The 24,433-nt window shown below is 66.5% G+C and carries 23 protein-coding genes; 9 read left to right on the top strand and 14 right to left on the bottom strand.

Annotation, left to right across the window (positions count from 1 at the left end; all coding sequences use genetic code 11):
* Positions 1 to 30: 30 nt before the first annotated feature.
* Entirely contained in the window at positions 31 to 204 is a 174-nt protein-coding gene (locus AWB95_RS00790) for a DUF2613 domain-containing protein (protein WP_084707240.1), read from the bottom strand.
* Positions 205 to 327: 123 nt separating this feature from the next.
* Here AWB95_RS00790 and AWB95_RS00785 point away from each other — a divergent pair, with 123 nt between their 5' ends.
* A complete protein-coding gene (locus tag AWB95_RS00785) occupies positions 328 to 1,461 on the top strand; it encodes a glycoside hydrolase family 3 N-terminal domain-containing protein (protein ID WP_062541062.1) in 1,134 nt (377 codons plus the stop codon).
* Positions 1,462 to 1,519: 58 nt separating this feature from the next.
* Positions 1,520 to 2,134, top strand: coding sequence for a TetR/AcrR family transcriptional regulator (locus tag AWB95_RS00780; protein WP_062541061.1), 615 nt, complete (start codon positions 1,520 to 1,522; stop codon positions 2,132 to 2,134).
* Positions 2,135 to 2,223: 89 nt separating this feature from the next.
* Here AWB95_RS00780 and AWB95_RS00775 read toward each other — a convergent pair whose 3' ends face one another.
* Positions 2,224 to 3,066 (bottom strand): MaoC/PaaZ C-terminal domain-containing protein, encoded by an 843-nt coding sequence (locus tag AWB95_RS00775; RefSeq protein ID WP_062541060.1) that lies wholly within the window; start codon positions 3,064 to 3,066, stop codon positions 2,224 to 2,226.
* 1 nt (position 3,067) lies between these two features.
* A complete protein-coding gene (locus AWB95_RS00770; RefSeq protein ID WP_062541059.1) occupies positions 3,068 to 4,432 on the bottom strand; it encodes a 3-oxoacyl-ACP reductase in 1,365 nt (454 codons plus the stop codon).
* Between the two features lie 129 nt (positions 4,433 to 4,561).
* On the opposite strand from AWB95_RS00770, the gene AWB95_RS00765 reads away from it, so the two are divergent.
* Together AWB95_RS00765 and AWB95_RS00760 are read left to right on the top strand one after the other, a co-directional pair.
* Positions 4,562 to 5,899, top strand: coding sequence for an acetyl-CoA C-acetyltransferase (locus AWB95_RS00765; protein ID WP_062541058.1), 1,338 nt, complete (start codon positions 4,562 to 4,564; stop codon positions 5,897 to 5,899).
* A gap of 222 nt (positions 5,900 to 6,121) precedes the next feature.
* The gene (locus AWB95_RS00760; protein ID WP_085167425.1) at positions 6,122 to 7,045 is read left to right on the top strand and encodes a TIGR03564 family F420-dependent LLM class oxidoreductase; all 924 of its coding nucleotides are present in this window, start codon (positions 6,122 to 6,124) and stop codon (positions 7,043 to 7,045) included.
* A gap of 51 nt (positions 7,046 to 7,096) precedes the next feature.
* Here the strand turns inward: AWB95_RS00760 and AWB95_RS00755 are convergent, their stop codons facing one another.
* Positions 7,097 to 8,932, bottom strand: coding sequence for an acyl-CoA dehydrogenase (locus AWB95_RS00755; protein ID WP_062541878.1), 1,836 nt, complete (start codon positions 8,930 to 8,932; stop codon positions 7,097 to 7,099).
* A gap of 202 nt (positions 8,933 to 9,134) precedes the next feature.
* Here AWB95_RS00755 and AWB95_RS00750 point away from each other — a divergent pair, with 202 nt between their 5' ends.
* Positions 9,135 to 10,124: an isopenicillin N synthase family dioxygenase gene (locus tag AWB95_RS00750; RefSeq protein WP_420799439.1), complete on the top strand. Its 990-nt coding sequence runs from the start codon at positions 9,135 to 9,137 to the stop codon at positions 10,122 to 10,124.
* A 31-nt stretch (positions 10,125 to 10,155) separates the two neighbouring features.
* Positions 10,156 to 10,644, top strand: coding sequence for a flavin reductase family protein (locus AWB95_RS00745; protein ID WP_062540721.1), 489 nt, complete (start codon positions 10,156 to 10,158; stop codon positions 10,642 to 10,644).
* 3 nt (positions 10,645 to 10,647) lie between these two features.
* On the opposite strand, the gene AWB95_RS22820 is transcribed toward AWB95_RS00745, so the two are convergent.
* The 5 genes from AWB95_RS22820 to AWB95_RS00725 form a co-directional block, all read right to left on the bottom strand.
* A complete protein-coding gene (locus AWB95_RS22820) occupies positions 10,648 to 10,809 on the bottom strand; it encodes a hypothetical protein (protein WP_099539608.1) in 162 nt (53 codons plus the stop codon).
* Positions 10,810 to 10,850: 41 nt separating this feature from the next.
* Positions 10,851 to 11,597 carry a succinate dehydrogenase/fumarate reductase iron-sulfur subunit gene (locus AWB95_RS00740; RefSeq protein ID WP_062540720.1) on the bottom strand — a complete coding sequence of 249 codons (747 nt, stop codon included), beginning with the start codon at positions 11,595 to 11,597 and terminating at the stop codon, positions 10,851 to 10,853.
* Positions 11,598 to 13,514, bottom strand: a complete 1,917-nt coding sequence (locus tag AWB95_RS00735; protein WP_062540719.1) for a fumarate reductase/succinate dehydrogenase flavoprotein subunit — start codon at positions 13,512 to 13,514, stop codon at positions 11,598 to 11,600.
* 18 nt (positions 13,515 to 13,532) lie between these two features.
* A complete protein-coding gene (locus AWB95_RS00730; RefSeq protein ID WP_062540718.1) occupies positions 13,533 to 14,354 on the bottom strand; it encodes a hypothetical protein in 822 nt (273 codons plus the stop codon).
* A gap of 75 nt (positions 14,355 to 14,429) precedes the next feature.
* Positions 14,430 to 14,726, bottom strand: a complete 297-nt coding sequence (locus AWB95_RS00725) for a hypothetical protein (protein WP_062540723.1) — start codon at positions 14,724 to 14,726, stop codon at positions 14,430 to 14,432.
* A 110-nt stretch (positions 14,727 to 14,836) separates the two neighbouring features.
* Between AWB95_RS00725 and AWB95_RS00720 the strand changes: the two genes are divergently transcribed.
* Positions 14,837 to 15,598 (top strand): isocitrate lyase/PEP mutase family protein, encoded by a 762-nt coding sequence (locus tag AWB95_RS00720; RefSeq protein WP_062540717.1) that lies wholly within the window; start codon positions 14,837 to 14,839, stop codon positions 15,596 to 15,598.
* Between the two features lie 61 nt (positions 15,599 to 15,659).
* Here the strand turns inward: AWB95_RS00720 and AWB95_RS00715 are convergent, their stop codons facing one another.
* The gene (locus AWB95_RS00715; protein ID WP_062540716.1) at positions 15,660 to 16,097 is read right to left on the bottom strand and encodes an Hsp20/alpha crystallin family protein; all 438 of its coding nucleotides are present in this window, start codon (positions 16,095 to 16,097) and stop codon (positions 15,660 to 15,662) included.
* 202 nt (positions 16,098 to 16,299) lie between these two features.
* Between AWB95_RS00715 and nirB the strand changes: the two genes are divergently transcribed.
* Both nirB and nirD read left to right on the top strand, forming a co-directional pair.
* On the top strand, positions 16,300 to 18,873 hold the full coding sequence (nirB, locus tag AWB95_RS00710; protein ID WP_084707197.1) for a nitrite reductase large subunit NirB: 2,574 nt from the start codon (positions 16,300 to 16,302) through the stop codon (positions 18,871 to 18,873).
* Positions 18,874 to 18,898: 25 nt separating this feature from the next.
* Positions 18,899 to 19,279: a nitrite reductase small subunit NirD gene (gene nirD / locus AWB95_RS00705; protein ID WP_062540715.1), complete on the top strand. Its 381-nt coding sequence runs from the start codon at positions 18,899 to 18,901 to the stop codon at positions 19,277 to 19,279.
* Here nirD and AWB95_RS00700 read toward each other — a convergent pair.
* The 4 genes from AWB95_RS00700 to AWB95_RS00685 form a co-directional block, all read right to left on the bottom strand.
* Complete coding sequence (locus AWB95_RS00700) at positions 19,249 to 19,938, bottom strand: sirohydrochlorin chelatase (protein WP_062540714.1); 690 nt, start codon at positions 19,936 to 19,938, stop codon at positions 19,249 to 19,251. The genes nirD and AWB95_RS00700 overlap by 31 nt on opposite strands.
* Positions 19,935 to 21,077 (bottom strand): uroporphyrinogen-III synthase, encoded by a 1,143-nt coding sequence (locus AWB95_RS00695; protein ID WP_062540713.1) that lies wholly within the window; start codon positions 21,075 to 21,077, stop codon positions 19,935 to 19,937. Before AWB95_RS00695 ends, AWB95_RS00700 begins: the two co-directional genes overlap by 4 nt.
* A gap of 87 nt (positions 21,078 to 21,164) precedes the next feature.
* Entirely contained in the window at positions 21,165 to 22,565 is a 1,401-nt protein-coding gene (locus tag AWB95_RS00690; protein ID WP_062540712.1) for an MFS transporter, read from the bottom strand.
* Between the two features lie 389 nt (positions 22,566 to 22,954).
* Positions 22,955 to 24,352 carry a nitrate/nitrite transporter gene (locus AWB95_RS00685; protein WP_062540711.1) on the bottom strand — a complete coding sequence of 466 codons (1,398 nt, stop codon included), beginning with the start codon at positions 24,350 to 24,352 and terminating at the stop codon, positions 22,955 to 22,957.
* Positions 24,353 to 24,433 lie beyond the last annotated feature (81 nt).

Here is a 24,433-nt window from a genome sequence, read left to right as displayed (position 1 = left end):
GTCTCGGCCGAAACGGCCGGCACCGCCGGGTTAGGTGCGGTTGCCGTACTCAACCCGGTTGAGCACCGACGACTGCGGGTCGCCGCCCGGCAGTGGCGGCTTGGTGTCTTGCTGCACCATCAAGGTGACCCCAAAGATCGCGGCGGCGCCCAGCAGCAGACCGACCACAATGCTGGCTGCGGCGGGCGCAACGAACCGGTTCATCCGGAAACTCCTCGAAATACCTGGACCGGGCGGTCACCAAACCTAGTCGCCCAACCTAGCAGAGCGTTCGCTGCCGCCGGAGCCACGACCGTCGCGCACTCGTGCCCATGACAGCATGGGCCGATGGCCTTTTCACGCATCCTGGCGGTGCTTGCCGTGGTGTCGGCGATGGTTGCCGCATGCGGCCACCACACCAAACCATCCGCTGCGCCGTCGACCCCAGCCGCCGGTCACCGGACTGCCTGCGGGGACCCGACAGCCGGCCTGTCTGCCCGCGACAAGCTGGCCCAGCTGCTCATGGTGGGGGTGCGCAACGCCGCCGACGCCAAGGCCGTGGTCACCGACCACCATGTCGGCGGCATCTTCATCGGCAGCTGGACCGACCTGTCGATGCTTACCGACGGCTCGCTGGGCGGCATTACCGGCGCTACGGGCCCGCTGCCGCTCGCGATCAGCGTCGACGAAGAAGGCGGCCGGGTGTCCCGGTTGTCGCCGCTGATCGGCACGGCGCCGTCCGCGCGGGTGCTGGCGCAGACCCATACCCCCGACGAGGTCTACGCGATGGCGCTGGAGCGCGGCCACAAGATGCGCGGCCTGGGCATCACGATCGACTTCGCTCCGGTGGTCGACGTCACCGACGCCGCCGACGACACCGTGATCGGTGACCGGTCGTTCGGTTCGGATCCGGCGCTGGTCACCGACTATGCCGGCGCGTATGCGCGGGGACTGCGCGACGCCGGACTGCTGCCGGTGCTCAAGCATTTCCCCGGCCACGGGCATGGCTCGGGCGACTCGCACACCGGCGGGGTGATTACGCCGCCGCTGGACCAGCTCAAGAACGACGACCTGGTGCCCTACCGGACGCTGGTCACCGCGTCACCGGTCGGGGTGATGATCGGTCACCTGCAGGTCCCCGGCCTGACCGGCGACCAGCCGGCCAGCTTGAGCCCGGCCGCCGTGCAGCTGCTGCGCACCGGCAGCGGCTACGGCGGACCGCCCTTCGACGGGCCGGTGTTCAGCGACGACCTGTCCAGCATGGCCGCGATCAACGAACGCTACGGGGTGCCCGACGCGGCCTTGCACGCCCTGCAGGCCGGCAGTGACGTCGCGCTGTGGGTCACCACCGACGAGGTGCCGGCCGTGCTGGACCGGCTGGAGAAGGCGCTGGCGGCGGGCGAGTTGGCCCAGCCGGCCGTCGACGCCTCGCTGCATCGGATTGCGGTGATGAAGAAGTCGTCGCCCGGATGTGGCAGGTAGAGCGCAAGCATTGCTTACCCTGGAGTCAGATAACCCGGTTGCAGGCGAAGGACAGTCCATGGCAGGTGGTACCAAGCGGTTACCGCGTGCTGTCCGCGAGCAGCAGATGCTCGACGCCGCCGTGCAGATGTTCTCGGTCAACGGCTACCACGAGACCTCGATGGACGCCATCGCCGCCAAGGCCGAGATCTCCAAACCGATGCTGTATCTGTACTATGGCTCCAAGGAGGAACTGTTCGGTGCCTGCCTGAACCGCGAGCTGTCCCGGTTCATCGACGGCGTTCGCGAAGACATCGACCTCGAGCAGAGCCCAAAGGATTTGCTGCGCAACACCATTGTGTCGTTTCTGCGCTACATCGACGCCAACCGGGCGTCGTGGATCGTGATGTACACCCAGGCCACCAGTTCGCAGGCGTTCGCGCAGACCGTGCGTGAGGGCCGCGAGCGGATCATCGAGCTGGTGGCCCGTCTGCTGCAGGCTGGCACCCGAAACCCCGAGCCGGGCACCGACTTCGAGATGATGGCCGTGGCATTGGTGGGAGCCGGCGAGGCGATGGCCACCCGGCTGAGCACCGGCGACACCGATGTCGACGAGGCGGCCGAGCTGATGATCAACCTGTTCTGGCGCGGCCTCAAAGGCGCGCCGTCGGAAATCAGCACCAGCTCCGCCTAATTCGCGCGCGATTAACGCGACACTTAAACCTCTGCGACGACACGCCGAGAGGAGTAGCGGACATTTAAGTTTCGCGAATCGCCGGCCGCCTACAGCACGCGGATCGTGCCGGTCAGGTACGGGTAACCCTTGGCGATGTTGCGCAAGCTGAGATCCCAGCCGTCATCGACCTGTTCGACGTAGAGCCCCGCGCTACCAGGTAGCACCAGCGGCTTGCCGAACCGCACCGAATAGCTCACCTTGTCGGGCAGCCGGCCCTCCAGGTTCACCAATACTGCTGCCGCACTGAACATTCCGTGCGCAATGACGGTCGGAAAGCCGAACAGCCTGGCGCCGATCGGGTTGGTGTGGATCGGGTTGTGGTCGCCGCTCACCGAGGCATACTTGCGGATCTGCCCCGCGCTGACCCGCAGGATCGCGGTGGGCGGAGGCAATTTCGGTTGTTTCTGCGGCGGCGGCTTGGGCTCGTCGGACAGGCTGGTGCGCTGCTGGTGCAGGAAGGTCGTCACCTGATGCCACGCCGCTTCGTTGCCGACGCTGATGTCGGTCACCAGGTCGACGAGCAGGCCCTTGCGGTGCTCCCGAAGGTTTTCCGCGTGTACCGAGATGTTGACGGTGTCGGTCACCGCGATCGGCCGGTACTGGGTGATGTGGTTTTCGACGTGAACGGAACCCATTGCGGCGAACGGGAAGTCGAATCCGGTCACCAGCGACATCATCGCCGGGAAGGTCAGCGCGAACGGATAGGTCAGTGGCACGTTGTCGCCGTAACGCAGCCCGGTGACCGCCGCATAGGCGGCCACGTTCGCCCGGTCGATCGACACGTCCTTCACCGTCAGCGTTCGGCTGGGCAGTTGATCGCCGCGCGGAACGAACGGCAACGCTCCGGCCGCTGCGCGCACCAGGTTCTTCAGACCACTCGGCTGGGTCACCTCAGGCCCCCATCATGGCTTGGCCGCACACCCGAATCACGTTGCCGGTCACCGCGTTCGACGCAGGGCTGGCGAAGTAGGCGATAGTCTCGGCGACGTCCACGGGCTGGCCGCCCTGGAACAGCGAGTTCAGCCGACGGCCCACCTCGCGGGTGGCCAGCGGGATCGCCGCGGTCATCTGCGTTTCGATGAACCCCGGTGCGACGGCGTTGATCGTGATGCCCTTGCCGGCGAGGTCGGGCGCAAGCGCCTGGGTCAGACCGATCATGCCGGCCTTGGTGGTGGCGTAGTTGGTCTGCCCGCGGTTGCCGGCGATGCCGGCCATCGACGACAGTCCGACCACCCGGCCGCCCGCGCCGATGCTGCCGTTGCCGACCAACCCCTCGGTAAGACGAAGTGGGGCAAGCAGATTGACGGCGAGCACCGCGTCCCAGCGGCCCTCGTCCATGTTGACCAGCAGCTTGTCGCGGGTGATGCCGGCGTTGTTGACCAGGATGTCGGCCCGGCCGTTGTGGTGATCGCGCAGGTGCTCGGTGATCTTGTCGACGGCATCGTCCGCAGTGACGTCGAGTGTCAGCGTGGTGCCGCCAACCCGGCTGGCGGTCTTCTCCAAGGCATCGGCGGCGGACTCGACGTCGATCGCGACCACCCTGGCGCCGTCACGCGCGAACACCTCGGCGATCGTCGCGCCGATGCCGCGGGCGGCGCCGGTCACGATGCCGACCTTGCCGTCCAGCGGCCGGTCCCAGTCGGCCGGCGGAGTGGAATCCTCGGCGCCCACGTAGAACACCTGGCCGTCCACGTAGGCCGATTTGCCCGACAGGATGAACCGCATCGTCGACTCCAGACCGGTGGCGGCCGGTTTTGCGTCCGGGGCCAGGTAGACCAGCTGGGCGGTGGCGCCCCGCCGCAGCTCCTTGGCCAGCGAGCGGGTGAAGCCCTCCAGTGCGCGCTGCGCGATGCGTTCGTCGGTGCTGTCGGCCGCCTCAGGGGTGGTGCCGACGACCACCAGCCGGCCGCACGGGCCGACGTTGCGCAGCAGCGGGGGGAAGAAATCGTGCAGTGCCTTCAACCCCGCCGGGCCGGTAATTCCGGTGGCGTCGAATACCAGTCCGCCGAACGAGTCGGCCCAACGACCGCCTAAGTTGGCGCCCACCACGTCGTAGTCCCGCTCCAGCGCGGCGCGCAGCGGTTCCACGACGCGGCCTTCGCCGCCGATCAGCAGCGAGCCGGCCAGCGGCGGTTCGCCGACCCGGTAGCGGCGCAGCGGCTCGGGCTGCGGGATGCCGAGCTGCTTGGCCAGAAATGACCCGGGGCCGGAGTTGACGACCTGGGAGAATAGATCCGATGAAAGCTTGGGGGCCACTGATGTTGCCTTCCATGTCGAGCGTGCCGTCTATCGACAACCGTATCGAAGACCGAACTTACTCCAGAGTAAGAACAGTGGGTAGTATGACCCTCAACCGCGAATAACCCCCAACTGACGGAGATAAGCGTGGCTCCTAACAATTCTTCTGCAAGTTCCACGACCGGCACCCGGCGGCGCGTCGCCGTATTGGGCGGCAACCGCATCCCGTTTGCGCGGTCGGACCGCGCCTACGCCGAGGCGTCCAACCAGGACATGTTCACCGCGGCTCTGGGCGGCCTGGTCGACCGGTTCGGTCTGGCCGGCGAACGGCTCGGCGCGGTGATCGGCGGCGCGGTGCTCAAGCACAGCCGCGACTTCAACCTCATGCGCGAATGCGTGCTCGGGTCGAAGCTGTCGTCCTACACGCCGGCATTCGACATCCAGCAGGCCTGCGGAACGGGGCTGCAGGCCGCCGTCGCCGCGGCCGACGGCGTTGCCGCCGGTCGCTATGAGGTTGCCGCCGCCGGCGGGGTCGACACCACCTCAGATGCGCCGATCGGGTTCGGTGACGACCTGCGACGCACGCTGCTGGGACTGCGCCGGGCCAAGACCAACGTCGAGCGGCTGAAGCTGGTGGGCAAGCTGCCCGCCAGCCTCGGGGTGGAGATCCCGGTGAACAGCGAGCCGCGCACCGGGCTGTCGATGGGCGAGCACCAGGCCATCACCACCAAGCAGTTGGGCATCACCCGGATCGCCCAGGACGAGCTGGCCGCCGCCAGCCACCAAAACATGGCCGCCGCCTACGACCGGGGTTTCTTCGACGACCTCGTCACGCCGTTCCTGGGGCTCTATCGCGACGACAACCTGCGGCCCGACGCGTCGGTGGAGAAGCTGGCCAAGCTCAAGCCAGTGTTCGGGGTCAAAGCCGGCGACGCCACGATGACGGCCGGCAACTCGACACCGCTGACAGACGGCGCCTCGGTGGCGTTGCTGGCCAGCGAAGAGTGGGCAGCGGAGCACTCGCTGACCCCGCTGGCCTATTTCGTCGACGCCGAGACCGCGGCAGTGGACTACGTCAGCGGCGCCGACGGGCTGCTGATGGCGCCGACGTATGCGGTGCCGCGGCTGCTGGCCCGAAATGGGTTGAGCCTGCAGGACTTTGACTTCTACGAGATCCACGAGGCGTTCGCCTCGGTGGTGCTGGCGCACCTGCAGTCCTGGGAGTCCGAGGAATACTGCAAGGAACGGCTGGGCCTGGACGCCGCGCTGGGGCCGATCGATCGGTCCAAGCTGAACGTCAACGGCTCGTCGCTGGCCGCCGGCCACCCGTTCGCCGCCACCGGTGGGCGGATCCTGGCGCAGACCGCCAAGCAGCTGGCCGAGAAGAAAGCAGAGCAGAAAGGGGCCGGCGGCAAGCCGCTGCGCGCACTGATTTCGATCTGCGCGGCGGGCGGTCAGGGCGTGGCCGCAATCCTCGAAGCCTGAGCCGCTACCCAGCGGAAACGGCGGAAACAGCGGAAAAAAATTCCGCCGAAAAGTTTAGTAACGGGACGCCACGGCTATCCGATAGACCGGATAGCTCCGTGTTGTCGTCCGACCCCCGACCCGATGGCAGCGCGGGGCATCCCTGGATTTAGGGGCCGCCGCTGAAAAGAGGGGATCCAGCGGCGGCCCCTTTTTGTCGGTCTGACGTCGTTACGATGAGTCGTGCAGATCAGCATTCTTGGTTCGTTGAGCGACACCGACGGCCGCTCTCCCGTCGACGCGACCGTGGAGAACCTCGCCAACTTGCGCGACGAGGGCTTCCGCCGGGTCTGGATGACGCAGATGCCCTACGAGGCGGATTTGCTCACCGTGTTGGCCGTGGCGCTGCGTGAAGTCGACCGCATCGAGGTCGGCACCGGCGTGATACCGATCCAAAACCAGCATCCGATGCTGCTCGCGCAGCGCGCATTAACGCTGAGCCTTATCAGCGGCGGCCGCTTCATCCTCGGTCTGGGGATGACGCACCAGGCCGTCACCGAAGGCATGTGGGGCATCCCCTGGGACAAACCCGTTCGGCGGCTGCGCGAATATCTCGACGGCCTGCAGCCGTTGTTGTCGGGGCAGAAGGCCGATGCGGTCGGCGAGACCATCACCACGCGCGGCGCGCTGCAGATTCCGGGAGCCAAGGCGCCCGATGTGTACATCGCCGCGCTGGGTCCGCAGCTGTTGCGGCTGGCGGGCCGGCGCACCGCAGGCACGGTGACCTGGATGACCGGCCCCAAGACGCTGGCCGAGCACATCGGGCCGACACTGCGGCAGGCCGCCGCCGAGGCCGGGCGCCCCGACGGCTCGGCGCGGGTGGTCGCCGCGCTACCGGTGAGCGTGACCGACGACGTCGCCGCCGCCCGGGCACAGGCCGCCGAGCAGTTCGCGATGTACGGCCAACTGCCGTCGTACCGCGCGATGCTCGACAGGGAGGGTTACGCCGGCCCGGAAGATGCCGTGATCCTCGGCGACGAGGCGTCGGTGACCGAGCGCCTGGAGAGCCTGCGCGCCGCGGGCGTCGACGAGTTCGTCGGCGTCGTGTTCGACCGCTCCGCCGACGTTCGCGCCCGCACCCGCGCGTTGTTGCGCCAGCAGACGTAAAGGTCCCCGACACGCCGTGCGTGCGGGGACCTTTACGTCTGGTCGGCAGGCTTAGAAGGCTGCCTCGTCAAGCTCCATGACGTCGTTGTCGAGGTTCTCCAGAACCGTCCGGGTGCTGGTCAGCAGCGGCAGGAAGTTCTTCGCGAAGAACGACGCCACCGCGATCTTGCCCTCGTAGAACGCCCGGTCGGCGTCGCTGGCGCCGGCGTCCAGCGCCTCGACGGCCACCGCGGCCTGACGCTGCAGCAACCAGCCGATCACCAGGTCGCCGACGGCCATCAGGAAGCGCACCGAACCCAGGCCCACCTTGTAGACGCTGGAGATGTCCTCCTGGGCCGCCATCAGGTAGCCGGTCAGCGACGCTGCCATTGCCTGGACGTCGGCCAGGGCGGTGGCCAGCAGCGCCCGTTCGGCCTTCAGCCGGCCGTTGCCGCCCTCGTTCTTGACGAACTCCTCGATCTGGCTCGACACGTGGGCCAGCGCCACACCCTTGTCGCGGACGATCTTGCGGAAGAAGAAGTCCTGCGCCTGGATGGCCGTGGTGCCCTCGTAGAGCGAGTCGATCTTCGAGTCGCGGATGTACTGCTCGATCGGGTAGTCCTGCAGGAAGCCGGAGCCACCCAGCGTCTGCAGGCTCTCGGTGAGCTTGGCGTAGGCCTGCTCGGAGCCGACGCCCTTGACCACCGGCAGCATCAGGTCGTTGACCTTGACCGCCAGATCGGCGTCCACGCCGTGCACCGCTTTGGCGACCTCGGCGTCCTGGTAGGTCGCGGTGTAGAGGTACAGCGCCCGCAGCCCCTCGGCGTAGGCCTTCTGGGTCATCAGCGAGCGGCGCACGTCGGGGTGGTGGGTGATCGTCACCCGCGGCGCGGTCTTGTCGGTCATCTGCGTCATGTCGGCGCCCTGCACACGCTCCTTGGCGTAGTCCAGCGCGTTGAGGTAGCCGGTGGACAGCGTGGCGATCGCCTTGGTGCCGACCATCATCCGGGCCTGCTCGATGACCTCGAACATCTGCGCGATGCCGTTGTGCACGTCGCCGACCAGCCAGCCCTTGGCCGGTACGCCGTGCTGGCCGAAGGAAAGCTCACAGGTGGCGGAGACCTTCAGGCCCATCTTGTGCTCGACGTTGGTCACGAACACGCCGTTGCGCTCGCCCAGCTCGCCGGTCTCGGGGTCGAAGTGGAACTTCGGCACGAAGAACAGCGACAGACCCTTGGTGCCCGGGCCGGCGCCCTCGGGGCGAGCCAGTACCAGGTGGAAGATGTTTTCGAACAGGTCGCCGGAGTCCGCGGAGGTGATGAACCGCTTGACACCGTCGATGTGCCAGGACCCGTCGTCCTGCTGCACAGCCTTGGTGCGGGCGGCGCCCACATCCGAACCGGCGTCCGGCTCGGTGAGCACCATCGTCGAGCCCCAACCACGCTCGGCGGCCAGCACGGCCCACTTCTTCTGCTCCTCGGTACCCAGGTGGTAGAGGATGTTGGCGAAGCCTGCGCCGCCGCCGTACATCCACACCGCCGGGTTGGCGCCCAGGAGGTGCTCGTGCAATGCCCACACCAACGCCCGGGGCGCGGGCATGCCACCCAGAGCCTCGTCGATGCCGACCTTGTCCCAACCGCCGTCGAGAACCGCGCGGACGGATTGCTTGAAGGACTCGGGCAACGTCACCGCGTGCGTTTCCGGGTCGAAGGTCGGCGGGTTGCGGTCGCCCTCGACGAACGACTCGGCAACCGGGCCTTCGGCCAGTCGGCTGATCTCGCCCAGCATCTCCCGCGCCGTGTCGACGTCGAGATCGCTGAAGCTGCCCTCGCCGAATGCCTTGTCCACGCCGAAGACCTCGAAGAGGTTGAATACCTGGTCGCGGACGTTGCTCTTGTAGTGGCTCACGTGCTCCTCCTCGATGAGAATGCCACCTGTTGGTTGGGTACTACGGCTAAGTTACCCACCAGTAACACGGCTAAACTTAACGGGTCAGTAACTTCAACGCAAGCGGGTGTGAGCTAAATTTCATCGGCTAAGCAACCAACCGGTTGGGACCCGCCCGATTGCTACCCTGGCGGCCCTGCTCACCTGCAACGATGATGGACACGTGAGATCTGTGGCAACCGTCACTGAGCTACCTGTCGTCGACCTCAGCGACCGTCCTAGTAGGTTGCGACAGCAGCTGCGGGAGGCCGCTCACGAGGTCGGTTTCTTCTACCTGACCGGGCACGGCGTTCCCGAGTCGCTGACCCGGTCGCTGCTCGACGAGGCGCGGCGGCTGTTCGCGTTGCCGCAGGCCGACAAGGACGCCATCGCGATGGTGCGCAGTCCGCATTTCCGCGGCTACACCAGGCTGGGCGGCGAGCTGACCGGCGGCAGGGTGGACTGGCGCGAGCAGATCGACATCGGGCCGGAGCGCCAACCCGTCGGCGGCACCGGCCAGCCGGACTACCTGTGGCTGCAGGGCCCCAACCAGTGGCCGGCCGGCCTGCCCGGGCTGCCCGGCCTCATCGACTCGTGGGACGCGGCGCTTTCCCGGGTGGCCCGCACCCTGCTGCGGCATTGGGCGGCCGCACTGGGCAGCCCGCCCGACGTTTTCGACACGGCGTTCGCCGAGACGCCGGCCACCCTGATCAAAATCGTCCGCTATCCGGCGGGGGCGATGACCTCGCAGGGGGTGGGCGCGCATCGAGACGCCGGGGTGCTCACGCTGCTGTTCGCCGAGCCGGGCAGCCGCGGACTGCAGGTGCGCGGCCGGCGCGGCGGCTGGATCGACGTCCCCGCGCGCGACGGCGCGTTCGTCGTCAACATCGGCGAGCTGTTGGAGCTCGCGACCGGCGGATATCTGCGCGCCACCGAGCACCGCGTGAACCTCCACGAGGCGGCCGACCGGATCTCGGTGCCGTACTTCTTCAACCCGCGGCTCGACGCGCAGCTGCCCGTTTTGTCGTTGCCGCCGGACCTGGCGGCACGCGGCGGCAGACGCCCGGACTCGTCGGACCCGATTTTCGCGGTCTACGGACGTAATGCCTGGAAGAGCAGACTGCGCGCGCACCCCGACGTCGCCGCGGCGCACGGCTACTCGGTAGGGTCGTGAGGCGAAAACCCTTCGACACGAATGAAGCCCGGTGAACTCACCCGACAAGCTGACACCGTCGTCACTGCGTGAAGCTTACGGCCATTTCCCGTCCGGCGTGATCGCGATCGCCGCCGAGGTCAATGGCATACGCGAAGGGCTGGCAGCCAGTACGTTCGTTCCGGTTTCGCTGGATCCACCGCTGGTTTCGTTCTGCGTGCAGAACACGTCGACGACGTGGCCGAAGCTCAAAGATGTACCGGCACTGGGCATCAGCGTGCTGGGGGAGGCACACGACGAGGCGGTTCGCACGCTGGCGGCCAAGACGGGCGACCGGTTCGCCGGCTTGGAAACGGTGTCCTACGACAGCGGTGCCGTCTTCATCAAGGGCACCAGCGTGTGGTTGGAAAGTAGCGTCGATCAGTTGGTCGCGGCCGGGGACCACACCATCGTCGTGCTGCGGGTCAGCGATGTCCGGGTGGACCCGGACGTGGCTCCCATCGTGTTTCACCGCAGCGTTTTCCGCCGCCTCGGCGCCTGACCGCTACGGGCGATGACCCAGTTCGTCGCGGTAGGCCTGGATGCGCTGCTCGATCTCGTCGGCCGCCTCGTGTCGCCCCTCTTTGCGTGCGAGCTCGGCGCGACTGGACAGCTCCCGGATCGCGGTTCGAATGTCGTTGATGCTGTGGGATTGTCGGAGGGCCATCGCAACGGAATACCCCGAACCAGCCGGGGCTAACGTAACCGTCAGCGGCGAAACAGTTTGTTGCCCAGCCACACCACCGGATCGTATTTGCGGTCCGCGACCCGTTCCTTCATCGGGATCAGCGCGTTGTCGGTGATCTTGATGTTTTCCGGGCAGACCTCGGTGCAACACTTGGTGATGTTGCAGTAACCCAGGCCGTGTTCCTCCTGCGCCTGGTTGCGCCGGTCCAGGGTGTCCAGCGGATGCATCTCCAACTCGGCGATCCGCATCAAAAAGCGCGGTCCGGCGAACGCCTTCTTGTTCTCCTCATGGTCGCGCACGACGTGGCAGACGTTTTGGCACAGGAAGCATTCGATGCACTTGCGGAATTCCTGCGAGCGCTGCACGTCGACCTGCGCCATCCGGTATTCGCCGGGCTGCAACTCCTTGGGCGGAGCGAACGACGGGATTTCGCGCGCCTTTTCGTAGTTGAACGACACGTCGGTGACCAGGTCGCGAATCACCGGGAAGGTCCGCAGCGGCGTCACCGTGACGACCTCGTCCTCGGCGAACGTCGACATCCGCGTCATGCACATCAACCGGGGCCGGCCGTTGATCTCCGCCGAGCACGACCCGCACTTGCCGGCCTTGCAGTTCCAGCGCACCGCAAGGTCGGGTGTCTGGGTTTGTTGCAGCCGGTGGATGACGTCGAGCACCACCTCGCCCTCGTTGACCTCGACGGTGAAGTCCTGTAGCGCGCCGCCGTCGTCGTCGCCGCGCCACACCCGCATGCTGGCGTTGTACGTCATTTAGCTTCTCCGTCCGGGATGGTCGGCCAGCTCGCCGTCGGTGTAGTACTTCTCCAACTCGGAGATCTCGAAGAGCTCCAGCAGGTCGGGCCGCATCGGGACCTGCTCTTCGCGGCTGACGCTGATGTGGGGAATAGCGGAGTCGCCATTCTGCGCGCGGCACACCAGCAACGTGTTGCGCCAGTTGGCCTCCATGGCGGGATGGTCGTCGCGGGTGTGCCCGCCGCGGCTTTCGGTGCGTTCCAGGGCCGCCCGGGCGACGCATTCGCTGACCATCAGCATGTTGCGCAGGTCGATGGCCAGGTTCCAGCCGGGGTTGTATTGGCGGTTGCCCTCCACCTGCATCCTGGTGAACCGCGTGCGCAACTCCTCCAGCCGGGAGAGCGCCTCGGAGATCTCGTCGGCCTTGCGGATGATCCCGACCAGATCGTTCATGGTGTCCTGCAGGTCGATCTGCAGCTTGTACGGATTCTCCGCCGGCCCACCGTCTTTGGGTCCCTCGAACGGCGCCAGGGCGAGCTTGGCGGCGGCGTCGACGGACTCTTGCGAGACGGACGGGCGGCTGCGCAGGGCGCGGACGTAGTCAGCGGCGCCCAGGCCGGCGCGCCGGCCGAACACCAGCAGGTCCGACAGCGAGTTGCCGCCCAGCCGGTTGGAGCCGTGCATCCCGCCGGAGCACTCGCCGGCGGCAAACAGGCCGGGGACCGTGGCCGCGCCGGTGTCCGGGTCGACTTCGATACCGCCCATCACGTAGTGGCAGGTCGGCCCGACCTCCATCGGCTCCTTGGTGATGTCGACACCCGCCAGCTCCATGAACTGGTGATACATCGACGGCAGCCGCCGCTTGATCTCCGCCGGCGTCAGCCGTGAGGCGATGTCGAGGTAGACCCCGCCGTGCGCGCTGCCGCGGCCCGCTTTGACCTCGGAGTTGATCGCCCGGGCCACCTCGTCGCGGGGCAGCAGGTCAGGGGTGCGACGGGCCGAGTCGTTGTCCTTGAGCCACTGGTCGGCCTCTTGTTCGGTTTCGGCGTACTGGCCCTTGAACACGGGCGGGATGTAGTCGAACATGAACCGCTTGCCCTCGGAATTCTTCAGCACTCCGCCGTCGCCGCGAACACCCTCGGTGACCAGGATTCCCTTCACGCTGGGTGGCCACACCATGCCGGTCGGGTGGAACTGGACGAACTCCATGTTGATCAACGTCGCGCCGGCCCGTAATGCGAGCGCGTGCCCGTCGCCGGTGTACTCCCAGGAGTTCGACGTCACCTTGAACGACTTGCCGATCCCGCCGGTGGCCATCACCACCGCGGGCGCCTCGAACAAGACGAACCGGCCGGACTCGCGCCAATAGCCGAACGCTCCGGCGATGGCGTCTTGATCTTTGAGCAGTTCGGTGATCGTGCATTCCGCGAACACCTTGATCCGCGCCTCGTAGTCGCCGAGTTCGGCGTAGTCCTCTTGCTGCAGCGACACGATCTTCTGCTGCATCGTGCGGATCAACTCCAGCCCGGTGCGGTCGCCGACGTGGGCAAGCCGCGCGTAGGTGTGCCCGCCGAAGTTGCGCTGGCTGATCTTGCCGTCCTTGGTGCGGTCGAACAGGGCGCCGTAGGTCTCCAGCTCCCAGACCCGGTCCGGGGCCTCCTTGGCGTGCAGCTCCGCCATCCGCCAGTTGTTCAGGAACTTCCCGCCACGCATGGTGTCGCGGAAATGCACCTGCCAGTTGTCTTTCGGGTTGGCGTTGCCCATCGACGCCGCGCAGCCACCTTCGGCCATGACCGTATGTGCCTTGCCGAAAAGGGATTTGCACACCACGGCGACCTTCAGGCCCCGTTCGCGCGCCTCGATGACCGCACGCAACCCCGCGCCGCCGGCACCGATGACGACTACGTCGTAGGAGTGCCGTTCGACCTCAACCATGAAACCTCACTCGTCTTGTCAGCCAATGAATCTCAAGTCGGAGATGACGCCGCTGGAAACCAGCATGACGTAGCAGTCGGTCAGGATCAGGGTGCCCAATGTGATCCAGGCCCACTGCATGTGCTTGGTGTTGATCACGCTGACCTGCGTCCAGAGCCAGTAGCGCACCGGATGTTTCGAGAAGTGCTTGAGCCGCCCACCGGTGACGTGGCGGCACGAATGGCAGGACAGGGTGTAGATCCACAGCAGGATCACATTGCCCGTGAGGATGACGTTGCCCAGTCCGATGCCGAAACCGCTCGGCGAGTGAAACGCCTTGATGGCGTCATAGGTGTTGATCAGCGAGATGACGCATGCCACGTAAAAGAAGTAACGGTGCACGTTCTGCATGATCAGCGGAAGCCGCGTCTCGCCGGTGTATTTCGAATGTGGTTCTGCCACAGCGCATGCCGGCGGGGACTGCCACACCGTCCGGTAGTAAGCCTTGCGGTAGTAGTAGCACGTCAGCCGGAACGCCAGCAGGAACGGCAGCGAGATGAAAGCCATTGGGATGAACCAGGGCAGTTCACCGACCCATGTGCCGAAATGCCGGGCTCCCTCCACGCAAGACGCACTGACGCACGGTGAGTAGAACGGCGTCAGGTAGTGGTAGTCCTCGACGTAATAGGCGCTGCCCCAAAAAGCCCGGATCGTCGCGTACACGATGAACACCGACAGACCCAGATCTGTCCAAAAGATCGGCATCCACCACCGGTCGGTTCGCAGCGTGCGCTCCGACAGCTGCGCGCGGGTCGGCGAGAAGACGCCGGTGGCAGAACGGTTCGCGGTAGGTGCGCTCATCAACTGTGATCCTCTTCGCGTGGGGCTCGTTGGAGGGTACTAAGTCACACATGCGCACCCGAACCGCGGGGGTGGTCAGGGCCGGCTGTGCCCGCCAACACCCTCGTCGTCGACGTCGCGCCAGAATTCGGCGTCGTATTCAGTGTCGGGAATCGGGATCTTCTCACCGGCGTGCGGGATGCTGGCGTGCGCCAACTCCAGTTCCCCGGCGTCGATGTCGAGTAGTTCGACATCGTTGAGGATCCGCTCGGCGTCGTTGACGATGCGCCGCATCGCCGGAGCGTCGCCGTAGCGCGACTTCAGCGAGGTCACGCACCGCCGCAGACCACCGATGAGATTGTGCAGTTCCGCTAATTCAGTGGGGCTCGACAACGGATCTCCTGAGCTGATGGTGTCGTGGATCACAGTACTCACCTCGATACTATCCATCTCACACAGCGGAGGTGAGGTAGGTCACGTCCGTGCGACGGAGGGCCGCATCGATGCCGGCAGACAGCACACCCGCCGACCGCGCAGCCGCGCTGCTGGCGCTGCACCAGCCGGGTGACCCGGTGATCCTGCCGACGGTCTGGGACGCCTGGTCGGCGCGGCTGGCGACGGGTGCCGGGTTCGCCGCGCTGACCGTCGGCAGCCACCCGGTCGCCGATTCGGTTGGTAAACCCGACAACGAGGGCATGTCGTTCGACGACCTGTTGGGCCGGGTCGCACAGATCACCGCCGCGGTGGACGTCCCGGTGTCGGTGGACATCGAATCGGGTTACGGGCTGCCGGCCGCGCGGCTGATCGACGGGCTGCTCGGTGTGGGCGCGGTCGGTCTCAACATCGAAGACACCGTGCACAGCGAGGGCAAGCGGCTGCGCTCGCCGAGTGAACACGCCGAATTCGTCGGTGCTTTGCGGTCAGCCGCCGACGCCGCCGGCGTGCATGTCGTGATCAATGCCCGCACGGATTTGTTCTTGCGCAAGGACGGTGACGAATCGGACCGGGTCGAGCGGGCGGTGGCGCGGCTGAAAGAGGCCGCGGCCGCCGGTGCGGACGTCCTCTATCCGGTGGGACGCCATGACCCGGATACGTTGCGGCGCTTGACCTCTGAGCTGCCGCTGCCTGTCAACGCGATCGCACCGCCCGACCAGGACGACCCCGCGTCGTTCGGCCTGCTGGGTGTCGGACGCGTCAGTTTCGGCCCGTTCCTGCAGGCCGCGCTGACGAGCCGGGCCAAGGAGATCCTGGCCCGCTGGGCCTGAGCGCGAGCAGACACAAAATCCCCCGACGCGCCGTGCGTGCGGGGGATTTCGCGTCTGCTGGTTACTTGGTGATCGCGATGCGCTTCGCCTGTGTACCGGAGTAAGCCCCGGCTACCCGGACGGTCAGCACGCCGGCGTCGTAGGACGCCGAAAGCGCCTCGCTGGTGATGTGCGACGGCAGTTTGAATGACCTGCGGAACGATCCGTAGCGCACCTCGCGTAGCGTGCGGCCATCCTTGTTCTCGGCGTGCTCGTCGCGGCGCTCCCCGTGGATCACCAGCCGGCCCTGGTCGAGTTCGACATTGACGTCCTTCTCGACGTCCACTCCCGGCAGCTCCACGCGGACCACCGCGTCGTCCCCATCCTTGACGATTTCCGCGGCGGGGCTGAAGCCATTGAGCGGCTTGAACCAATCGGACGCGGCTGCGGGGCCGAAAAATTCACGCGCCCACCGCTCGGTGTCCCAAGCGGGTCGCGACCACAGTGTGACGTTGCTCATGAGTCCTCCTCGTCGTGATCCGGCCGACACCGCGCCGGCCTGTCATCGGAGTAAACATGAGTCGCCCACGCTTAAGTTCCACCTGGACGTTCGCCGGGAGCGAACGGTTCTGCCGAAGGCGGAGAGATTTGCGAAACAGTCTCACAGCTCGCGGCCAAGTTCACGAAACATATCGGCAACATCGCTTCCATAGCCTCGGGCCATGGCTTCAGCCCGAAATCGCTGTGACGACGGCAATATTCGCGATGTCGTCGTGGTCGGGCATGGCATGGTGGGGCACCGATTCGTCGAGGCGCTTCGCGCCCGCGACACCGAGGGCTTGTGGCGAATCACTGTGCTGGCCGAGGAATCCGACGCCGCGTATGACCGAGTGGGTCTCACCGGTTACACCGAGCACTGGGAACGCCGGCAGCTTGCCCTGCCCGGCAACGACTACGCCGGTGACGAGCGCGTCAGGCTGCTGCTGAACTCCCGGGTCGTCGATATCGACCGGGCAGCCAGGAAGGTGGTCACCAGCACCGGTGAAGAGTTCGGCTACGACAAGCTGGTACTGGCGACCGGGTCGTATGCGTTTGTTCCCCCGGTTCCCGGCCACGACCTGCCCGGTTGCCACGTCTACCGCACTCTCGACGACCTCGACGCCATTCGCGCCGATGCCCAGCGCACGCTCGACGCGGGCCACACCAAGACCGCGGTCGTGGTCGGCGGTGGCCTGCTGGGGCTGGAGGCCGCCAACGCGCTGCGCGGATTCGGACTGCAGACCCACATCGTGGAGTTGGCGCCGCGACTGATGGTCCAGCAGCTCGACGAGGCGGGCGGGGCGCTGTTGGGCCGCATGATCGCCGACCTCGGCATCTCGGTGCATCTCGACGTGAAAACCGACTGGATCGAATCGTTCGAGCACCTGGACGGGTGGCGATCGCTGCGGGTACACCTGTCGGACTGCCAGGCTATCGACGCCGGCCTGGTGATCTTTGCCGCCGGCGTCCGGCCGCGTGACGAGCTGGCCTCCGCGGCGCGGCTGGCGATCGCCGAGCGCGGCGGCGTGCTCACCGATTTGTCATGCCGGACAAGCGATTTCAACATCTACGCGATCGGCGAGGTAGCAGCCATCGAGGGTCGCTGCTACGGCCTGGTCGGGCCGGGATACACCTCCGCCGAGGTGGTCGCCGATCGACTGCTGGACGGCGCGGCCGAATTTCCCGAGCCCGACATGTCGACCAAGCTCAAGCTGCTCGGCGTCGACGTCGCCAGCTTCGGCGACGCGATGGGCACGACGGAGAACTGCCTCGAGGTCGTCGTCAACGACGCGGTGAACCAGACCTACGCCAAGCTGGTGCTTTCCGACGACACCAAGACACTGCTCGGCGGCATCCTGGTCGGCGACGCGTCCGCATACGGCATGCTGCGGCCGATGGTCGGCGAGGAACTGCCCGGCGACCCGCTGGCGCTGATCTCGCCGGCCCAATCCGACAGCGGCGCAGCGGCTTTGGGAGTGGGTGCGCTGCCCGGTTCGGCGCAGATCTGTTCGTGCAACAACGTCACCAAGGGCGACTTGTGCGACGCCATCGCGGCCGGCTGCACCGATGTGCCGAGCCTGAAATCCTGCACCAAGGCAGGGACGTCGTGCGGTTCCTGCGTTCCGCTGCTCAAGCAGCTGCTCGAGGCCGAGGGCGTCGAGCAGTCCAAGGCGCTTTGCGAGCACTTCAGCCAGTCCCGCGCCGAGCTTTTCGAGATCATCAGCGCCACCTCGATCCGCACGTTCTCTGGGCTGCTGGAGCGCTTCGGCACCGGAATGGGTTGCGACATCTGCAAACCCGTCGTCGCCTCCATCCTGGCGTCCACCGGCTCCGAGCACATCCTCGACGGCGAGCAGGCGGCGCTGCAGGACTCCAACGACCACTTCCTGGCCAACATCCAGCGCAACGGCAGCTACTCGGTGGTGCCGCGAGTTCCCGGCGGCGACATCAAACCCGAGCACCTCATCCTGATCGGCCAGATCGCCCAGGACTTCGGCTTGTACACCAAGATCACCGGCGGCCAGCGCATCGACCTGTTCGGCGCGCGGGTCGACCAACTGCCGGCCATCTGGAAGCGGCTGGTCGACGCCGGTATGGAATCCGGGCACGCCTACGGCAAGGCGTTGCGCACGGTCAAGAGCTGCGTGGGCAGCGACTGGTGCCGCTACGGACAACAGGATTCGGTGCAGCTGGCCATCGATCTGGAACTGCGCTACCGCGGCCTGCGCGCACCGCACAAGATCAAGATGGGTGTGTCGGGCTGCGCGCGGGAATGTGCCGAGGCGCGCGCCAAGGACGTCGGCGTGATCGCCACCGAAAAAGGCTGGAACCTCTACGTCGGCGGCAACGGCGGGATGACGCCCAAGCATGCGCAGCTGCTGGCCAGCGATCTCGACGAGGAAACGCTGGTCCGCTACATCGACCGGTTCCTGATGTTCTACATCCGCACCGCCGACCGGTTGCAGCGCACAGCGCCGTGGATCGAATCACTCGAGGGCGGTTTGGATCACGTGCGCGACGTGGTCTGCCACGATTCGCTGGGCCTGGCCGAGGAGCTGGAGGCCGCGATGGAGCGGCATGTGGCGAACTACAAATGCGAATGGAAAGGCGTGCTGGAGGATCCGGACAAACTGTCGCGGTTCGTGTCCTTCGTCAACGCGCCCGACGCCGTCGACTCGACGGTGACCTTCACGGAATACAACGGCCGCAAGAGGCCCGCGCCCGTTCCCATCGGTATGCCGACGATGCCGGCGTGAAAGTGCACGACACCAAGGAGATCTCATGACGCTGCTCGATGACATGACCAAGACCTGGACCGCGGCGTGCGCCTACGACTACCTCATCCCCGGCCGCGGTGTCGGCGTGCTGCTCGACGACGGATCGCAGGCGGCGCTGTTCCGTCTCTCCGACGGCTCGCTGCATGCGCTGGGCAACATCGACCCGTTCTCGGGCGCCGCGGTGATGTCCCGCGGCATCGTGGGTGATCGCGGCGGGCGACCGGTGGTTCAGTCACCGATCGCCAAGCAGGCCTTCGCCTTCGATGACGGTCGCTGCCTCGACGACCCCGCTGTGGCCGTGCCCGTCTATCCGACGCGGGTGATCGACGGGATCGTGCAGGTGGGCCGGTACGGTCACACCGGCACGCACGCGCGGGCGGCCTGAAACCGGCCGGCGATCAGCCGCGCCAGAGCCGGGTGAGCGCCGAGCGGTCGGCTGACGATGTCGGCGCCGGAGTTGCGTAACCGCTCCTGGAACAAACCCTCGGCAAGTAGATACGACGCCACCACAACCCGGCCGGCGGATCTGCTGTGCGCCTGCGCGACCGCCTCGGCCACGCTGGGTTCGCCGGTGGCCGCGAACGCCAACTCGACCGGCGATCCCGTGAGCGCGGACAGCAGTAACGCGGTGGTACGCAAATCGGCACGCGCTGGCTTATCCGATGTTCCGGCGGAGGCCAGGACGACGGAATCACCTGGGCACCAACCAGATTCGCGCATCTGACGGACGACGATCCGCGCAAGTTGCGCGCTGGGCCCCAGCGCCGGTGCGACCGTGACATCGGGATGGCAGCTGGCGGCGACGTGCGCGGGCAGGTCGGTGCGAACGTGATATCCGCGGGACAAGAACGCCGGCACCACGACCGCCGGTTCAGCCGCGACCGTTGCGTCGGACAGTATTTCGCTGGGCGTGGGGCCCAGCACGTCGACGAAACCCACGTGCACGGGGTGGTTCAGCAGCGCGCTGACCTGCTCGGCGAGGTCGCCGATCATAACGATTCCCTCGGGTCTGCGGGTGCCGTGCGCCACCAAGATCAGGCTCACGCCACACCCGACTCTTCGTCGACCGCCAACCGGTAACCGCGCTTGACCACGGTTGCCACAATGCTCTTGTCGCCCAAGGCCGTTCGCAGCCGCAGCACGGCGGTGTCGACCGCGTGGGTGTCTGTGCCGTTGCCTGGGAGGGCCCGCAGCAGCTCACTGCGGGCCACCACCACACCCGGGCGTTGGGCCAAAATCCGCAACGTCGCCATCCCGGCCGGTGACAGCGACTTGACGGTGCCGTCAACCACCACACACGAACCGCGGATCTCGATGAGATGCCCGGCCGCCTGTACCGTGCGGGATCGCAGCCGCGGCAGCTCGTCGGCGATATGACGGGCCAGCGCGCCCAACCGCATCCGCTGCGGCGACGACGTCGGAATGCCCAACCGGACCAGCGGTTGAGCCGTCACCGGCCCGACGCACATCGCGCGCACCTCGGTGCGCATTGCGGCCAGTAGCGCCTCGCCCATCCCCAGCTCGCGGCCACGCTGCAGGGTGGCTGCCACCGCGGGTGCGGATGTGAAACTGACGGCGTCCACTTGGCGCTGGGCGATCTGGGCGACCAGTTGGTCGAATTCTCTGCTCGGTGCCGACTTCCATCGGTATACGCGGATCGGCACCACCTCGGCGCCTGCGGCGCGCAGCTCGTCGGCGAATTCCGGGAACGGATCCCAGTCCTGGCTGGCACCGTGCAGCTGCAACGCGACGCGCCGCCCATGCACGCCGGACTCGAGCAGGTAATGCAGTACCTCGCGGGATGATTCGGACTCCGGGCTCCACTCCTCGAGCAACGTGGCGGCGCGCAGCGCGCCGGTCGCCTTGGGTCCACGCGAGACGATCCGGGCGCTGCCCAGTGCGGCGATCAACGGGTTCACCAACCCCCACCCGTCGGCGGCGGCGACCCAGCCCCGAAATCCGATACCGGTTGTCACCACCAGAATGTCCGGCGGACGGGCGATCAGCGCTTCGGTGTGGCGGTGCAGTTCGTCGTCGTCGGGCAGTGCGACTTTGGTGATGGCCGGGGCACTACATACGGTGGCTCCGTGCCGGCGCAGCAGCGCGCACAGCTCGTCGGCGCGGTGCGCGGAGGTGACCGCCACCCGGTAGCCGGCAAGGGGTGGCGAGTCCGGTTGACCCATATGAAGTATGTAAGCCCGGGAGATTGCCGCTGCGTTACCTCGCAATTTCCGACGAGTTGCCCGGTCGTCACACCCGGGCGGCGTCGCTCACACCCGGGCGTGCGTCGGTTCGACCTCTCCGCCGGCCACGCCGCGCGCCGACACGGGCGGGCGCACATACATCGCCCACGTCAGCACCGACGCCGCGACGTAGAACGCCAAGAAGACCCAGAACGCAGCTGTCTCTTCGCCGGTGCTCGCATACGACTGGCGCAGCGCCAGGTTGATCGCCACGCCGCCGAACGCGCCCACCGCGCCGGCGAAGCCGATCAGGGCCCCCGACATGTCCCGCGCCCAGTGGCGGCGCTCGGCCTCGCTGCCGTTCAACGTACGACTGCGGGCCTCGAAGATCGACGGGATCATCTTGAACACCGACCCGTTGCCGATGCCGGACAGGATGAACAGGGCGATAAAGCCGACGACGTACCCAACCAGCGCAGCGGTGCTCGTCGCGTAGCCGGTGTGCTCGTCGTACGTGCTGATGGCGACCAGCAGCCCGGACGCCAGGATCATGCCGCCAAAGACTGCCAGCGTGATGCGGCCGCCGCCGATCCGGTCCGCCATCCTGCCGCCGTAGATGCGGGACAGCGACCCCAGCAGCGGCCCCAGGAACGCGATCTGCGCGACATGCAGTGAGGCCTGGGCGGCGGTCTGGCCGGTGGTCAGGAAGTTGATGTAGAGCACGCGGCCGAAGGCAAAGGAGAACCCGATGAACGAGCCGAATGTGCCGATGTAGAGAAGCGAGATCACCCAGGTGTGGGGCTCGCGCAGAATCGAACCGATGTGGCCCACCTCGATGCGGTGATCGAGGTTGTCCATGAACAGCGCCGCCGCGATGCCGACGATCGCCAGCAACACCAGGTAGAACGCGCACACCCAGTAGGGCTGCCGGTTGCCGGCGATCGAGAGCACCAGCAGCCCGACCGCCTGCACGACGGCCACACCGAGGTTGCCGCCGCCGGCGTTGACCGCCAGCGCCCAGCCCTTGAGCCGCTGCGGGTAGAAGGCATTCACATTGGCCAGCGAGGCGGAGTAATTGCCGCCACCCAGGCCGGTGGCCGCCGCGCACAGCACATACGGCCACAGCGGCAGGCCCGGATTCGCAAGCAGCAGGATCGTTCCCACGGTAGGGATCAGCAGCACCAGCGCCGAAAACGTCGTCCAATTGCGCCCGCCGAATTTCGCGATACCCATCGTGTAAGGGATACGCACACATCCGCCGACGAAGGTCGCGACCGCTGCCAGCAGGAATTTGTCACCCGGCGAGAAACCGTAGACCTCTTGGGGCATGAACAGCACCATCACCGACCACAGCGACCAGATCGAGAACGCGACGTGGTCGCCGGCCACCGTGCAAATCAGATTGCGACGCGCGATGGCCTTGTTACCGGCTTCCCAGGCCGCGGTGTCCTCGGGATTCCAGTCGGCGATGTGATGCGAGCGAGCCATGCAGTCCTAACCTTTCGGGTCCCAGAGGCGTCGTTGCATTAACAGGGGTGCCGGCACGACCGAACCGGTGCGTGCACGGCACCCCTGGCGCCGGAGTTCGCCGCCACACGAAATCTCCGGCCTCGGCAAGCCGCAAGCGAATTAGCCCACGCCTATGTCGGTGCAGGCACCCCTTATTGGGACTTGCAACGATGTATGCGGCAATCTCACATCAGGACCCAAACCCGGTCAAGCCAGATCCGGCGATAGCGGCTGAAAGTTCTGTCCCAGTTAGCTGAAAGGAAGCTGGCAGGCGGTTGAGTTGCGCAACCTCGTTGCATCACAGTGCGCTTCGCGCCCGCTTCTGCCTAGCGCACGCAGTTAGCCCTGGCCTCAACGCATTTAGCTGCTCACGTTTGGGCGAAAGCGGCAGCCGCCATGTCGGACGTTGTAGCGGATGCCCACACCGGCCGGCGAACGTAGCGCACCCAGGTCAGAATCGACGCACCGACGTAGAACGACACGAAGGCCCAGAATGCCGCCGTCGCCGAGCCGTTGCTCAGATAGGACTGGCGCAGCGCCAGATTGATGCCGACGCCGCCCAGGGCGCCGATCGCACCAGCGAACCCGATCAACGCCCCGGACATGGCGCGTGACCAATGCTGGCGTTCGATTTCGGTGGCCTCCAGTGAGTGGCTGCGCGCCTCGAAGATCGACGGAATCATCTTGTACACCGAGCCGTTGCCGACCCCGGACAGGACGAACAAGGCGATAAAGCCCACGACGTAGCCGACCATCGTGGCGGTGGTCGCAGCGCCGCGGCCCGCGTGAGTGCTGACGCCTATCAGCAGGCCGGCGGCCGCGATCATGCCCGCGAATACGGCCAGGGTGACTCGGCTGCCACCGATGCGGTCCGCGAGTTTGCCGCCGTACACCCGGCTCACCGAGCCGAGCAATGGTCCGACGAATGCAATCTGCGCCGCGTGCAGCGACGCATGTGCCGCGTTCTGCCCGTCGGCGATGAAGTTGATCTGAAGCACCTGGCCGAACGCGAAGGAAAATCCGATGAAGGAGCCGAAGGTGCCGACGTAAAGCAAGGAGATGATCCAGGTGTCGCGCACGGACAGGATCGACCGCATGGACGTCAGGTCGATTCGATGCTGGTCGAGGTTGTTCATGAAGTGTGCCGCCCCAATGCCGGCTATGGCCAGAAGCACCAGGTAGAACGCGCACACCCAGTACGGCTGCCGGTTACCGGCGACGGCGATCACCAGCAGGCCGACGATCTGGACCACCGCGACACCGATATTGCCGCCGCCGGCGTTGAGTCCCAGTGCCCACCCCTTGAGCCGCTGCGGGTAAAAGGCATTGATGTTGGTCATCGACGACGCGAAGTTGCCGCCACCGAAGCCGGCCAACGCGGCGCACACCAGGTACGGCCACAGCGGCAAGCCGGGGTGGGCAAGCAGCCACATCGTGCCAACCGTCGGGATCAGTAGGACGAAAGCCGAGAACATGGTCCAGTTGCGGCCGCCGAAGGTGGCGGTTGCCAGCGTGTACGGGATACGCAGGCATGCGCCGACCAGCGACGCAGTGGCACCCAAGAGGAACTTGTCGGCAGCGGAGAAGCCGTACACGGCCTGGGGCATGAACAGCACCATCACCGACCAGATCGACCAGACCGAGAAGCCGACATGTTCGGCAACCACTGACCAGATCAGGTTGCGGCGGGCGATGTTCTTGTTACCGGCCTCCCAGGCGACGACGTCCTCGGGATCCCAGTCGGTTATCAAGTGCGAACGTGGCATGGCGGTCACGCTAGGAATTTTTTGTTGCCCCAATGCTGTCCGGCGTGACCCTGGTGTGAACTTCCGATCACCCGCTCTGTG

The organism is Mycobacterium celatum (assembly GCF_002101595.1).
GTDB lineage: Bacteria > Actinomycetota > Actinomycetes > Mycobacteriales > Mycobacteriaceae > Mycobacterium > Mycobacterium celatum.
This window is presented reverse-complemented; position numbering and strand designations above follow the sequence as displayed.